The organism is Qipengyuania pacifica, from assembly GCF_019711555.1.
GTDB classification, from domain to species: domain Bacteria; phylum Pseudomonadota; class Alphaproteobacteria; order Sphingomonadales; family Sphingomonadaceae; genus Qipengyuania; species Qipengyuania pacifica.
Map to the genome: position 1 here is coordinate 195,419 of NZ_JAIGNQ010000004.1, position 12,711 is coordinate 208,129.

13 protein-coding genes are annotated in these 12,711 nt (G+C 62.2%); 2 read left to right on the forward strand and 11 right to left on the reverse strand.

Going from position 1 to position 12,711, the window contains the following annotated elements:
* Nucleotides 1–330: 330 nt before the first annotated feature.
* The 10 genes from hemN to K3177_RS13635 all read right to left on the reverse strand — a co-directional run bounded on the left by hemN (nt 331) and on the right by K3177_RS13635 (nt 10,509).
* Nucleotides 331–1,644 carry an oxygen-independent coproporphyrinogen III oxidase gene (gene hemN / locus K3177_RS13590; protein WP_221598924.1) on the reverse strand — a complete coding sequence of 438 codons (1,314 nt, stop codon included), beginning with the start codon at nt 1,642–1,644 and terminating at the stop codon, nt 331–333.
* Between the two features lie 238 nt (nt 1,645–1,882).
* Nucleotides 1,883–2,035, reverse strand: coding sequence for a cbb3-type cytochrome oxidase assembly protein CcoS (gene ccoS / locus K3177_RS13595; protein ID WP_221598680.1), 153 nt, complete (start codon nt 2,033–2,035; stop codon nt 1,883–1,885).
* The gene (locus K3177_RS13600) at nt 2,032–4,155 is read right to left on the reverse strand and encodes a heavy metal translocating P-type ATPase (RefSeq protein WP_221598681.1); all 2,124 of its coding nucleotides are present in this window, start codon (nt 4,153–4,155) and stop codon (nt 2,032–2,034) included. Before K3177_RS13600 ends, ccoS begins: the two co-directional genes overlap by 4 nt.
* Nucleotides 4,152–4,601, reverse strand: a complete 450-nt coding sequence (locus tag K3177_RS13605; protein ID WP_345725409.1) for a FixH family protein — start codon at nt 4,599–4,601, stop codon at nt 4,152–4,154. Before K3177_RS13605 ends, K3177_RS13600 begins: the two co-directional genes overlap by 4 nt.
* A complete protein-coding gene (ccoG, locus tag K3177_RS13610) occupies nt 4,598–6,181 on the reverse strand; it encodes a cytochrome c oxidase accessory protein CcoG (RefSeq protein WP_221598682.1) in 1,584 nt (527 codons plus the stop codon). The genes K3177_RS13605 and ccoG overlap by 4 nt, the downstream gene beginning before the upstream one ends.
* Nucleotides 6,168–7,079, reverse strand: a complete 912-nt coding sequence (gene ccoP / locus K3177_RS13615) for a cytochrome-c oxidase, cbb3-type subunit III (protein ID WP_221598683.1) — start codon at nt 7,077–7,079, stop codon at nt 6,168–6,170. Before ccoP ends, ccoG begins: the two co-directional genes overlap by 14 nt.
* Nucleotides 7,069–7,233, reverse strand: a complete 165-nt coding sequence (locus K3177_RS13620; protein WP_221598684.1) for a cbb3-type cytochrome c oxidase subunit 3 — start codon at nt 7,231–7,233, stop codon at nt 7,069–7,071. The genes ccoP and K3177_RS13620 overlap by 11 nt, the downstream gene beginning before the upstream one ends.
* Entirely contained in the window at nt 7,230–7,994 is a 765-nt protein-coding gene (gene ccoO, locus K3177_RS13625) for a cytochrome-c oxidase, cbb3-type subunit II (protein ID WP_221598685.1), read from the reverse strand. Before ccoO ends, K3177_RS13620 begins: the two co-directional genes overlap by 4 nt.
* Before the next feature lie 12 nt (nt 7,995–8,006).
* On the reverse strand, nt 8,007–9,680 hold the full coding sequence (gene ccoN, locus K3177_RS13630) for a cytochrome-c oxidase, cbb3-type subunit I (RefSeq protein ID WP_221598686.1): 1,674 nt from the start codon (nt 9,678–9,680) through the stop codon (nt 8,007–8,009).
* A 79-nt stretch (nt 9,681–9,759) separates the two neighbouring features.
* Nucleotides 9,760–10,509 carry a helix-turn-helix domain-containing protein gene (locus K3177_RS13635; protein WP_221598687.1) on the reverse strand — a complete coding sequence of 250 codons (750 nt, stop codon included), beginning with the start codon at nt 10,507–10,509 and terminating at the stop codon, nt 9,760–9,762.
* Nucleotides 10,510–10,602: 93 nt separating this feature from the next.
* Between K3177_RS13635 and K3177_RS13640 the strand changes: the two genes are divergently transcribed.
* Nucleotides 10,603–11,271, forward strand: coding sequence for an OmpW/AlkL family protein (locus tag K3177_RS13640; RefSeq protein WP_221598688.1), 669 nt, complete (start codon nt 10,603–10,605; stop codon nt 11,269–11,271).
* Nucleotides 11,272–11,368: 97 nt separating this feature from the next.
* Entirely contained in the window at nt 11,369–11,728 is a 360-nt protein-coding gene (locus K3177_RS13645; RefSeq protein ID WP_221598689.1) for a carboxymuconolactone decarboxylase family protein, read from the forward strand.
* Between the two features lie 339 nt (nt 11,729–12,067).
* Here the strand turns inward: K3177_RS13645 and K3177_RS13650 are convergent, their stop codons facing one another.
* Nucleotides 12,068–12,697, reverse strand: a complete 630-nt coding sequence (locus K3177_RS13650) for a TetR/AcrR family transcriptional regulator (protein WP_221598690.1) — start codon at nt 12,695–12,697, stop codon at nt 12,068–12,070.
* Between the last annotated feature and the right edge of the window lie 14 nt (nt 12,698–12,711).

Sequence of the window (12,711 nt, forward strand, 5' to 3'; positions counted from 1 at the left end):
AGCATCACATAGGAATGATCGAAGAAATTAGCCCCGCTGCTTCCAGCGGGGTCTTCTACATTCGCAACCGCTGCCATGTCGGAAGCATTTTTTCTGAGTACACACGAAATGAAAAGCATTCCCGATGCTGACTTACGAAGCTACGTTTGATCGACTGATCCTATAAGCGGAAAACTCCCAAAAGCTAAGAGTCCGCTTTGCGCCCTCATATCGGCCATTCCATCCATCGTTGCGATTGCCCGAAAGCGGACGTTCGCATGGTCGGCAATCTGCCATGCTTGGATTCTTTCCACTACCGAATGCGGCCGTCTGGTTATGCTATTCGAATAGCTAAACCGCCGAGCTGAATACTCGACCTCGCGGCTGCCGATAGCGATCGAATATCGCCGCGATGGTCCGCGCATAGGGCAAGCCTTCGGGCAGGATATCGAGCCATTGCCGGCCAACCGAAGCAAGCCCGCGGTCGAGGAATGGACGCAATGCCTCGCTCGCCTCCCGCATCAGGCAGGCACCGAGTTGCGCGCGGCCCTGGCAAAGCAGTTGTTCGATCACCGCCGCGCGATAGCGGTCGTCGGCGGTGCGCCTGATGCCGCGATTGGCTGCGAGCTGATCCTGCGAGGCGATCATCCGATAACGCCCGCTGTTCTTTTCGTTTTGCGCAAGCAGGTGCGGGAAACTGCTGATGGCCGATGCGCCGAGGCCGATCAGAATATCGCTCGGATCGTCGGTAAAGCCTTGGAAATTGCGGCGCAGCTTGCCCTCGAATGACGCCCGCGCCAGCGGATCGCCTCCGGGCTTTGCAAAATGGTCGAATCCGATCGGGGCGTAACCGCTAGTGCCGAAATAGGCGTAACCCATCGCGGCCATGGCGAAGCGCTGGCGCTGGTCGGGAAGGTTGCTGTCGTCGATGGCTTTCTGCCGCGGTATGATATGCGGGACATGCGCGTAACCGAACAGTGCCACGCGGTCGGCGCCGAGCACGCGGGTGCGTTGCAAGCTGTCCTCGAGATCGTGCATTGTTTGGCCGGGAAGTCCGTACATTAGGTCGAAATTGAGCGAGGTAACGCCCGCATCCCGCAACCAGTCGACCGTCTGGACAATGCAGTCTTCAGACTGGACGCGCCCGATGGCTTCCTGGCAATGGGTCGCGAACGTCTGGACACCGAGGCTGGCACGTTCGATGCCGACCCGCTCGATCGCCGCAGCCCATTCACGCGTCATCGTGCGGGGGTCGAGTTCGATGGATATAGTCGGATCGGGCGCTGCGAAGTTGAAGAATAGCGCATCGACCAAGCGCTGGAAATCATCCGGGTCGAGAGCGTTGGGGCTTCCGCCGCCAAACGCGATCCGCCTGACGCGGGTCGATGGCGGGAGGAGCGATGCGACGTGGGCGATCTCGCGATGGAGAGCATCGAGGTAGGATTTCAGCCGCTGACGCCGTCCCGCCGCTGCCGTGTTGCAGCCGCAGTAAAAGCAGATTTTCTCGCAGAACGGGATATGAATGTAGAGCGAGACGTCGCCCTCTGCGTGGCGCAGGGCCTGTCGGTAGTGGTCGGGATCGAGCTCACCGAATTCCGCAGCGGTGGGGTAACTCGTATAGCGGGGCACGGGCTTTGCGAGGAGGTCGGGGTAAAAGGTCCACATGGCAGCCCTGATGGGCCGGCGATGAAGATCGGTCATTGACCCAGATCAAATCTCTTGCGGCACGATCCGGTATGGCAAGCCTTTGCGTGGCAAGGCGGATCAGGAGGCGACTTGCGCTTGATCGGGATTTCCACGAATCCACCGCCGCATAGCTTGGCCGTGATTTTTGTGTCGGCGGCAGGCAGTGGTCCCATCGCCAACGGCAGGAGGGCGCACAGCGCGGCAAGCGATGCGAGGCTCATGGCTCGTCTTCTTCGTCGTCGATCAGGATGCGCCGGGCAGCACCGTCCAGGTCCTCGAACTGGCCCCTCCGCATGGCCCAGAAGAACGCCGCAAGACCCAGCAACCCCAGACCGAGTGCGATCGGGATCAGAAAGGCCAGCCCACTCATTGCGCAGCCTTGGAGAGGCGGAGCGAATTGCCCACGACAACCAGCGAACTCAGCGACATCGCAACTGCGGCAATGAGCGGAGTGACCATGCCTGCCAGTGCCAGAGGTACCGCAAATACGTTGTAGATTATCGCGAATGCGAAGTTCTGGCGCACGATGACCATGGTCTTGCGGGCTACACGCACGGCCAGCGCCACCGGCATGAGCGCCCTGCCAAGAAAAACCGCGTCGGCTGCCTGCTGGCTCGCATCGCTGGCGCTTCCCGGCGCTATCGATGCGTGGGCCGCGGCCAGAGCGGGCCCGTCGTTTATGCCGTCACCGACCATCAGCGGCTTGTGCCCTTCGGACTTTAGCCCTTCGAGTAAGCGCAGCTTGGCATCTGGAAGCAGTTCGGCTTGCGCGGCGATGCCCAGCTTCGCGGCTATCGCCTCAACGGGTCCCACCCTGTCGCCCGATATGATCGAGCCCCCCACGCCCTCGCGGTGCAATGCGGCAAGTGCCTCTGCGGAATCTTCGCGCAGCGGGTCGGTGAAGGCGATATCGATCGTCTCATCGCCGATCCTGAGGCTGGTTGCAATGTGGTCGCCGGCATTCTGCGGGCGAACGAGCGCGACCTGCGTGTCGCCGCTGCGCGCCAGGATACCGACGCCGCTTTCTTCGCGCAGCTGGGACAAGGCGGCAGGCGCGATCCCTTCCGCTTCGAGCGTCTTCGCTATTCCCTTGCTCAGCGGGTGCCTGCTGCTGCGCGCCAGCGCGAGCGCGACCGAGGCCTGATATGTGGTGAGGTGGCCGAGTTGCGGTACCAGCTCGCCCAGCGTCAGCGTACCCGTCTTGTCGAACAGGGCTATATCGACTTCCGCCAATCGCTCGAGGGCACTTCCGTCCTTGACCAGCAATCCGCGTTTCGCGAGCGCACCCGAAGCCACCACCTGCGCGGCCGGCACGGCAAGTCCCATGGCGCAAGGACAGGTGATGATGAGCACGGCGATCGCGATGATCAACGACTGGTGCCAGCCGGCCCCCGCGATCATCCACCCTGCAAAGGCCAACAGGGCGAGCGAATGGACCGCCGGAGCGTAGAGACGGGACGCACGGTCAGCGATGCGGACATAGCTGCTCCGTAACTGCCCGGCCTCATCCATCAGACGGGCGATTTCAGCGAGCGCAGTGTCGGACGCTGCCGCCGTTACCCGCACCTGCACCGGATTGCCGAGGTTGATAGCGCCCGCGTTGACGAGATCGCCCGGTCGCACCCCCTCGGGTGCGCTCTCTCCGGTGAGCATGGCGTTGTCAAGCGTGGTCGATCCGTCTTCGATCACACCATCTGCCGCCAGCGCCTCTCCGGCCGCCACCAGCATCAGCATGGCGGGTTCAAGATCTTCCGCGGCCAGCCTCCGGTGCGCGCCGTTGTCGTCCAGGACCGTCGCGCTCTTGCCCATGCGCGAGAGAAGCGCGCCGATACCTGCACGCGTCTTGTTGCGCATCACCGCATCGAGCGCGCGCCCGGCAAGCAGGAAAAACAGCAGCATCACTGCGCCGTCGAAATAGGCATGCTCCCCTCCGGTCATCGTCTCGGAGATGCTCAGGCCCGTTGCCAGCAGGACGCCGATCGAGATCGGCACGTCCATGTTGGTGCGGCGGTGACGCAGGGCCATGGCAGCGCTTTCAAAGAAGGGGCGGCCGGAATAGGCGACGACAGGCACGGCGATCAGCGCGGACAGCCAGTGAAACAGCTCACGCGTCACTCCGCCCGCGCCCGACCACACGCTGACCGACAGGAGCATGATGTTCATCATGCCAAAGCCCGCCACGGCGAGAGCGCGCAACAAGGCCTTGCTCTCCCGATCGTCGGTTGCCAGCGGGTTGGCGGCGACACTCTGGGCTTCGAACCCGATCTTCTCGATCGCTTCGACCAGATCCTGATCGCTCAGGCTCTCATGGTGCCGGACCGCGACCCGCTTGGATGAAAAATTGACCCGCGCCGCGTCGACACCGTCGATTTCCGCCAGCCCGTGCTCGATCTTCGCGATGCAGCCGGCACAGCGCATGCCCGGAACCGTAAAGCGGCTGTCCGTGAGCCGTGCTCCATCGATCGATCCTCGGGCGAGCGGAGCGTTCATTGCAACTCCGTTTCTTCGACCCAGCGCGTGTCGCCATGCTCGATTGCGAGGCGTGCGATCCAGCGGCCGGACGGCAAGGTATCGGCCGAGGTATAAGTCTCGTCAGCGAGCCTCTCGAAAGTCATCGCACGATCCTCGGGCTGGCCAAGCGGCCTGCGCAGACTGGCCGACAGCTTTGCGTTGCCCGGAACGCCCGTGGTGGTCACGATCAGCCGCCCATCCTCGGCGCGGGACAGCTCCGCCGAATAGCCCAGTTCTTCGGCAGCGCGCGCGTCCTCCAGCCACCCGTTGAACTTCTGGCTCGCGACGTAGGAGTTTTCGACCACGACGCCTCCGAACCCGCCGACAGCCAGCGATGCCATGTAGAAATTGACAGCGATCACGATCGCGAAACCGCCAACCAGTATCGCGGCCATGTGTTTACCGGTGAAGGGACGCTGCATCATTCTGCCTCCGGCGCATCGAAGCGGGTCTGGACGGTATCCGTCTCCCGCTGCGCATCGAGCGAGGTGACACGGAAGGTAAACTGCTGCGATGCCGCACCTTCGGGGACGGCGACATAGGCGCGCACCTGCCGCACCAGATCGGCCGGAACCGTTACCCTTTGCACAGGTGAAGCCTCGCCTCGCCCGATCGTGTCGGTCCACATCACACCTCCGGGCAGCCCCTCGACCGCGATTTCCATATCGCGCGGGCGGCTTTCCATATTGCGCAGCTTGAGCGTGTAGGAATTGCGCACCGAACCATCCGACAGCAGCATGAAGGGCGGGTTGCGATCGGGAGCGACGGTGAGTTCGGTATGGCTGCGATTGCCCAGCGCAAACAGCAACGCGCCGCCGATGCCCGCCCAGATCATGAAATAGGCGATCGTGCGTGGACGCATGAGCGTGCGCAGCGGCGATTTCGGCTCACCTCCCGCCGCCTCGCGCTCGCAGTCTTCCAGTGTCGCATAGTCGATCAGTCCGCGCGGGCGGCCGATGTCCTTCATGACCTTGTCGCAAGCATCGATACATAGCGCACATGTGATGCACCCGATCTGCGGACCCTCGCGGATGTCGATACCGGTGGGGCAGACCTGCACGCATTGCACACAATCGATGCAATCGCCGAACTGACCCGGATTCTTCTGCGCTTTCTTGACGCTTCCGCGCGGTTCGCCCCGCCAGTCCTTGTAGGTGACGATCAGCGATTTCTCGTCGAGCATAGCGGTCTGGATGCGCGGCCAGGGGCACATGTAGATACAGACCTGCTCGCGCATGAAGCCGCCCAGGGTGACAGTGGTCAGCGTGAGTATGGCTACGGTGATATACGCGACAGGTGCCGCCTCGCCTCGCCAGAAATCATGCACGAGCGTGGGCGCGTCGGCGAAATACATGATCCAAGCGCCACCGGTCCAGAAACCGATCACGAGGTATATCGACCATTTGAATGCCCGGCGCATGACCTTGCCCCAGGTCCAAGGTGCCGCATCGAGACGCACGCGCGCGTTGCGGTCCCCGTCGACGAAGCGGTCGACATGCTGGAACAGGTCGGTCCACACCGTCTGCGGGCAGGCATAGCCGCACCACGCGCGGCCAACCGCGCTGGTGACGAGGAAAAGCCCGATCCCCGCCATGATCAGCAATCCGGCGACGAAATAGAATTCGTGCGGCCAGATTTCGATGCTGAACATGTAGAAGCGCCGGTTGGCGAGATCGACCAGCACCGCCTGGTCGGGCGCATAGGGACCGCGGTCCCAGCGCAGCCACGGCGTTACGTAGTAGATGCCAAGCGTGACCAGCATCACCAGCCACTTGAACCGCCTGAAGGGCCCGTCGATCCGCTTGTTGTGCACCGCCTTTCGGGGTTCGTACAGTCGTTCGGGCAAGTGCTCGCGAGAGGGTTCGTGTGGCTCGTGGCGGCGCGTGGCCGCTTCGGGCTCGGCAAACGCGCCGGAGACAGGCTCGTTGGTCTTGGTGACGCCGTCTTCGACGACTACCGACCAGTCGCGTCCGCCTCCCGGCTTGGGGTCGTCAGGGTTGCTCATCGACCGCTACCTCGGGATCCTTGGCGACCTCGATGAAGTCTTCGCCACCCCCAAGCGAATGGACATATGCGGCCAGCATCTTGACCGTCACCGGATCGAGACGACCTTCCCACTTGGGCATCATGCCCATGCGCGGGTCGAGTATCTGGCGCTTGATCGCTTCGCGGCTGCTGCCCCGTAACCAGATCGCATCATTGAGACGCGGGGCGCCGAGCTCGCGATTGCCGCCGCCGCTTGCACCATGACAGGCCACGCAATTGTCGGCGTAGAGCTGCGCGCCCACCCGATTGCTTTCGGCCTTGCCGCTGAGTGAGAGGACATGGTCCACCAGCTTGTCCAGCTGCGCATTGTCGAATGCACCGGCAAAAGGCGGCATCTGGCTGGTGCGCGTGTTGTCGTCGCCCGGCTGCCGGATGCCATGCGTCAGCGTGTAGTGAATGGCTTTCATGTCGCCGCCCCACAACCAGTCGTCGTCGTTGAGGTTGGGATAGCCCAGCTCTTGGCTACCGCCCGCACCAGAACCGTGACACTGCACGCAATTGACGCGGAATGCCGCTGCCCCGCCGGCCACGGCCTGTTGCAGCAATTCGCTGTCCTCACCGAGCCGCTCTATCGGTGTGCGGTTCAGCTGTTCGCGAATGCTGGTGCGCGCCTGATCGGCCGAAGTCATTTCTTCGGCCAGCTGGCCGCGACTGGTCCAGCCGAGGACGCCTTGGGTCGCCTTGTCGATCATCGGCCAGGCTGGATAGGCAATGACGTAACCGATCGCGAAGACGATAGTGAGGTAGAAGGTCCACAGCCACCAGCGCGGCAGCGGCGTATCCAGCTCCTCGATACCGTCCCACTCATGGCCGACGGTTTGGGTGCCGGTTGGCTGGTCGATGCGCTTATTCGCCATCGTCTTGTCCTTCGAAGATCAGAGTTGCAGCCTGGTGGTTGCGCTTCTTGGCACCCGGCCGGAAAGGCCAAGCGCACAGGCCCACGAACAGGATCAGCATTACGACAAGCGCGTAGCTGTCCGCAAAATGGCGCAGGGTTTCGTAAAAGCTCACCGGCCCTTCTCCTCGGCAAGTTCCTCCAGCCCCGCTGCGCTTTCGAAATCGACCAGCGTGCCCAGCATCTGGAGATAGGCGATCAGCGCATCCATCTCGGTCAGGCGATCGGGATCGCCATCGAAATCGCGGATTTGCGCCTTGGGATAGCGGGCGGCGAGATCACCCGGATCGGCGTCGGGATCGGCCTGTGCGAGCATGTCCGCCCGGGCATTTTCCAGGTCTTCGTCGCGATAGGGGACGCCCACACGCATCAGCGCAACCATGGTCGCTTCGGGATCGCCGATCTCGAGATCGGTTTCCTTGAGGAAGCCGTATTGCGGCATCACGCTTTCGGGCACCACGCTCTGCGGATCGGTGAGGTGCTGGACATGCCATTCGTCCGAATAGCGTCCACCTACACGCGCCAGGTCTGGCCCCGTGCGCTTCGAGCCCCACTGGAAGGGATGATCGTACATGCTTTCCGCCGCGAGGCTGTAATGGCCGTACCGTTCGACCTCGTCCCGGAACGGGCGGACCATCTGGCTGTGGCATACATAGCAGCCCTCGCGAACATAGATGTCACGGCCAGCCTGTTCGAGCGGGGTGTAGGGCCGCACGCCTTCCACCTGCTCGATCGTGTTTTCGAGATAGAACAGCGGCACCAGCTGGACGAGACCGCCGATAGCGACAGTCACGAAGGTACCGATGGCAAGCAGGGTGATATTGCGTTCGAGCCGCTTGTGGCCCGTGACGGTTTCTTCGACGATGGGATCGGTCATGATTGCTGGATCCTATTCGGCCGGAACGGCACTGGGCTGGTTGACGATGGGGCGGTCGGCTTCCGGGTCGTAGGCCGCGTCGCGCAGGGGCGCTTCGTCCCGCAGCTTGCCGGCCAGCGTCATCCAGATGTTGTAGGACATGATCAGCGCACCGCCGAGGTACATGAGCCCGCCGACTGCGCGCATGACATACATCGGGAACATCGCCGCGACGCTGTCGGCAAACGACCAGACGAGGTAACCGTCGGGGCCGTATTCGCGCCACATGAGGCCCTGCATGATGCCGGCGACCCACATGCTGGCAGCGTAGAAAACGATGCCGATCGTCGCGAGCCAGAAGTGCCAGTTGATCATGCGCAGCGAGAACATCCGTTCGCGCTTCCATAGGCGAGGGACGAGGAAGTATACGCAGGCGAAAGTGATCATCCCGTTCCATCCCAGCGCGCCAGAATGGACGTGCCCGATGGTCCAGTCGGTGTAGTGCGACAGCGAGTTCACGCTCTTGATCGACAGCATCGGACCTTCGAAGGTGCTCATGCCGTAGAAGGCGAGCGCCATCACCATCATACGGATGATCGGGTCGGTGCGGACCTTGTCCCAGGCACCGTTCAGGGTCATCAGCCCGTTTATCATACCGCCCCAGCTCGGCATCCACAGCATGATCGAAAAGACCATGCCCAGCGTCTGCGCCCAGTCCGGCAGTGCGGTGTAATGGAGGTGGTGCGGACCCGCCCAGATGTAGAGGAAGATCAGCGACCAGAAGTGGATGATCGACAGGCGGTAGGAATAGACCGGGCGCTCGGCCTGCTTCGGAACGAAGTAATACATCATCGCCAGGAAGCCCGCGGTCAGGAAAAAGCCGACTGCGTTATGGCCGTACCACCACTGGGTCAGCGCATCCTGCACGCCCGCCCACACCACATAGCTTTTCGCGCCGAGCAGGCTGACGGGCATAGCCAGGTTGTTGACGATGTGAAGCATGGCCACGGTCACTATGAAGGCGAGGTAAAACCAGTTCGCGACGTAGATGTGCGGCTCTTTGCGTTTCGCGAGCGTACCCACGAAGACGATGAAATAGGCCACCCAGACGATGGTCAGCCACAGATCGACATACCATTCAGGCTCGGCATATTCCTTCGACTGGGTGACGCCCAGCAGGTAACCGGTCGCCGCCAGCACGATGAACAGCTGGTAGCCCCAGAACACGAAGCGGGCGAGGCCGGGGAAGGCGAGCTGCGTGCGGCAGGTGCGCTGGACAACATAAAAACTGGTTGCCAGCAGGGCGTTGCCGCCAAACGCAAAGATCACCGCGCTCGTATGCAGCGGGCGCAGGCGGCCGAAATTCAGATAAGGCTCGAAATTGAGCCACGGGAAGGCGAGCTGCGAGGCAATGAATACACCTGCCAGAAGGCCTGCCAGCCCCCAGAACATCGTGGCTATGACGCCCCAGCGGACCGGATCGTCGTCATAACGCGATGGACCTTCGGGCATCTTGAAGAAACCCTGTGCCTTGCCCATCGGATCGAAGCGCGATGCGCTCAGCCAGATCATCACAAAGCCCAGTGCGGCGATGATCCAGGCGTGAGCAGCAAATCCGCTGTCCGCTGCACCAAGCGCCGCCGCCATCGCGACGAGCATCACAAGGAACCACAGGCCCACCCGGCCCAGCGCAGTCTCCGCTTGCATAGAATTCTCCGTCCTTTTGTAGGTCGTTAGGCGGCCGGGTCGCGATCGGCATTGACCCAGATCAAATTTCGAAAAGAAATCACGCCGCCTCGCGCAGGAACCCCGCACGATCACGCAACAGCGATGGTTCGAGGAGGACGATGCCGGAGCGCCCCATCGTCTCGATGACCCGTTCGTCCCTCAGCCTCGTCAACTGGCGACTAACGGTTTCGATCGTCAGCCCCAGGCTTTCGGAAATGTCGCGCCGGGACATGGGCAGGTCTAGCCAGACGCCTCCATCCTGCTCGGCACCGATGCGTTCGGCCATTGCCAGAAGGAATACGGCAAGCCGTTCGCGCGCATTCTTGCGGCCGAGCGCGATCGTCTTTTCGCGGCAGCGCCGCAGCGACAGCGTCGTGTTTTCGAGGAGGTATTGCAATACGCACGCCTCACCCGCTGCCAGAGCAAGGAAATCCGCCGCATTGAAGGTCAGGATGTCGCTGTCTCGAAGAGCGCTGACCGAATAGGAATAATTGTCGGGCTCTGGGACCGTGAAGACGTCCCCAGGGAAATGGAACCCGACGATCTGGTCGCGCGACTGCGAGGCGTGAGCGACCAGCTTGGTCGCACCCCGCGCGAGGAACACGATCTGCTGTCCTCCCTCCGCCAGTTCCAGCGATGTCTCGCGCGCAAGCTGGCGCAGGCTCGCCAGCAATCGGAAACGCAAATGCACGGCATCGGTCAGGCGGGCGGGAAGGACCCGGCGGGCGAACAGGTCGAAGGCGTCGGCAAACGTAATCATGCGGGTTGGATGGCGCGCAGCCGGATGGATTGCCTTGATCCAGATCAATGCCGGGCGATTTCCGCATCCCTAATCCGGCATTCGACGCCGCAAGAATCCTGGGTCGCATCGTGCGACCGCTGCGGCGCGAAGGATGGTATGATGAAAAAGTTGCTCGTGGCTGCGCTCACAAGTGCGGCGATGCTCGCAACCCCTGCGATGGCGCAGGACGACGAAGGCAATGTCCAGATCAAGCTGCTCGGCACCTATGTGGTGCCCGATGGCGAGATCAGTTCGGTCAATACCGATATCGTCGGCCTTCCCGCAGACACGCAAACCGAAGCCAGCGACAATTTCGTGCCTACGCTGGCAATCGAGTATTTCGTCAGCCCCGAATTCTCGATCGAGACGACCTGCTGCATGACGCAGCACGACGTCGATGCAGTCTCGGGCCTGACCGGCGCCGAACTCGTTTCGGACGGCAAACTCATCCCGGCTACTTTCACCGCCAAATACCACCTGAACGCGGGCGATGTGAAACCCTATGTCGGAGCGGGCGCGACCTACTTCTGGTGGGTAGATGCAGAGCCCGGCGCGGACACGATTCCTCTCGGTGTTACGCGTACGACCCTGTCGGACGAGTTCGGCTTTGTCCTGCAGGCAGGTGTCGACGTCGCGTTCGGAGACGGCGGCATGGGCCTCACGCTGGACGCCAAGCGCTATTTCGTTGGCACGACCGCACGATGGTATGCTGGCGATACGCTGGCCATCGAGACCGAGCACGATCTCGATCCCTGGGTGTTGAGCGCGGGCGTCAGCTACCGCTTCTGACCGCGTTGGATGAGGCGTCCTTAGAGAGAGCGGACGCCTCGTAAGGCCCCCGGCAATTCCTCCCGCAGGGGGTCATTCACTCCACGAAGGACAAGACATGTCACACACGACGTTCAAGGATTGGCCCGCAATGGCCGCCGGACTGATCCCGGCGATCAAGGAACTCCACAAAAGTGTGCCCGGGGTGATGAAGGCCTTCCGCGAGATGAGCGGCGCGGCGCATGAAGGCGGCGCACTCGATTCCAAGACCAAGGAATTGCTCGCGGTTGCGATCTCGGTCGCAGTGCGCTGCGATCCCTGCATCACCTATCACGTCGAGGGCGCACGCAAGCACGGCGCGACACGCGAGGAGATAGCCGAAACTCTCGGCCTCGCGATCTACATGGGTGCCGGACCCAGCGCGATGTATGCAGCCCAGGCCCTCGAGGCCTACGACCAATATACTGATCAAGCATGAGGCAAGCAGCTCTGTGGCTTTGCTGGTCTCGCCCCAGAGCTATTGGCAGTGGTACGGATCGAGTAGATTTTGCCTGATGACAGGTAGGCCTATAGGAAGCTCCGAAAGCCGACCTTCCGCAATCGGCCCATTCTCTGCTGTTCGGAGGAAGACCGCAAAACTGGTATATCGTTGCGCAGACCATTTGCGTGCTTGTTTTGCAATCAATGCCTTTGCTGTTCCGGAGATCGGACCCGGCCGAATGAGGGCGAGTTCGGCGCCGAGAAGGCTTCGGGGCTGCACAGAACGTGGTGGGCCATCAACTTCAGCGGTTTGACACGCCTTCGCATCGCTCCGGCGTCAGGTCGCCGACCTGTCGGCGCACTCCGTAGCGCCTTTGGTTTTCAACGCAGTGGGCCACGTGGCCATCGCTTGGCGCGCAACCGATAAGAGCTTGTCTCGGGAGAAGCCGGCTTTGGCCTGTACTGCCATACCGTGCACGACTGCAAGAATGTAGGCGGCCAGCGCTGAGGGGTCGGCGCCGGCGGGCAGGTCGCCCTCCGTCTGCGCCTGTTCGAATCTTTCACGCAGAGCCTGCTCGCCCGATGCGCGCCATTCGATCAATGCGCGCTGAACCGATTCCGAACTGTCGGAGCCTGCGAGGGCGCCGTTAATTCCGAGGCATCCCGGACGGTCGGCGAAGCGGCTGATCAAATCGACGGCACCTTCTAGCACGCGCGAAACCACCTCATGAGACGTCGGCGCATCTAGTGCCTCCCACACATAGTTTCCGTAAGTTGCGCCGTATCGATCGAGCGCCTGAAGGAACAGCGCTTCCTTGTTACCAAAGGCCGCGTAGAGCGCTGGGCGCTCGACGCCGGTCGCGCTTACAAGGTCGGCGTAGGACGTACCCTCGAAACCCTTACGCCAGAAAAGGCCGATCGCCGCTTCCAGAGCGACCTCGGCATCAAGCTTGCGTGTTCGTGGCATCAGATAGATCCGAC

Coding starts and splice junctions, on each gene's coding strand:
- hemN (WP_221598924.1), bottom strand. CDS start 1,644: ATGTGGACCTTTTACCCCGACCTCCTCGCAAAGCCCGTGCCCCGCTAT.
- ccoS (WP_221598680.1), bottom strand. CDS start 2,035: ATGAGTGGGCTGGCCTTTCTGATCCCGATCGCACTCGGTCTGGGGTTG.
- K3177_RS13600 (WP_221598681.1), bottom strand. CDS start 4,155: ATGAACGCTCCGCTCGCCCGAGGATCGATCGATGGAGCACGGCTCACG.
- K3177_RS13605 (WP_345725409.1), bottom strand. CDS start 4,601: ATGATGCAGCGTCCCTTCACCGGTAAACACATGGCCGCGATACTGGTT.
- ccoG (WP_221598682.1), bottom strand. CDS start 6,181: ATGAGCAACCCTGACGACCCCAAGCCGGGAGGCGGACGCGACTGGTCG.
- ccoP (WP_221598683.1), bottom strand. CDS start 7,079: ATGGCGAATAAGCGCATCGACCAGCCAACCGGCACCCAAACCGTCGGC.
- ccoO (WP_221598685.1), bottom strand. CDS start 7,994: ATGACCGATCCCATCGTCGAAGAAACCGTCACGGGCCACAAGCGGCTC.
- ccoN (WP_221598686.1), bottom strand. CDS start 9,680: ATGCAAGCGGAGACTGCGCTGGGCCGGGTGGGCCTGTGGTTCCTTGTG.
- K3177_RS13640 (WP_221598688.1), top strand. CDS start 10,603: ATGAAAAAGTTGCTCGTGGCTGCGCTCACAAGTGCGGCGATGCTCGCA.
- K3177_RS13645 (WP_221598689.1), top strand. CDS start 11,369: ATGTCACACACGACGTTCAAGGATTGGCCCGCAATGGCCGCCGGACTG.
- K3177_RS13650 (WP_221598690.1), bottom strand. CDS start 12,697: ATGCCACGAACACGCAAGCTTGATGCCGAGGTCGCTCTGGAAGCGGCG.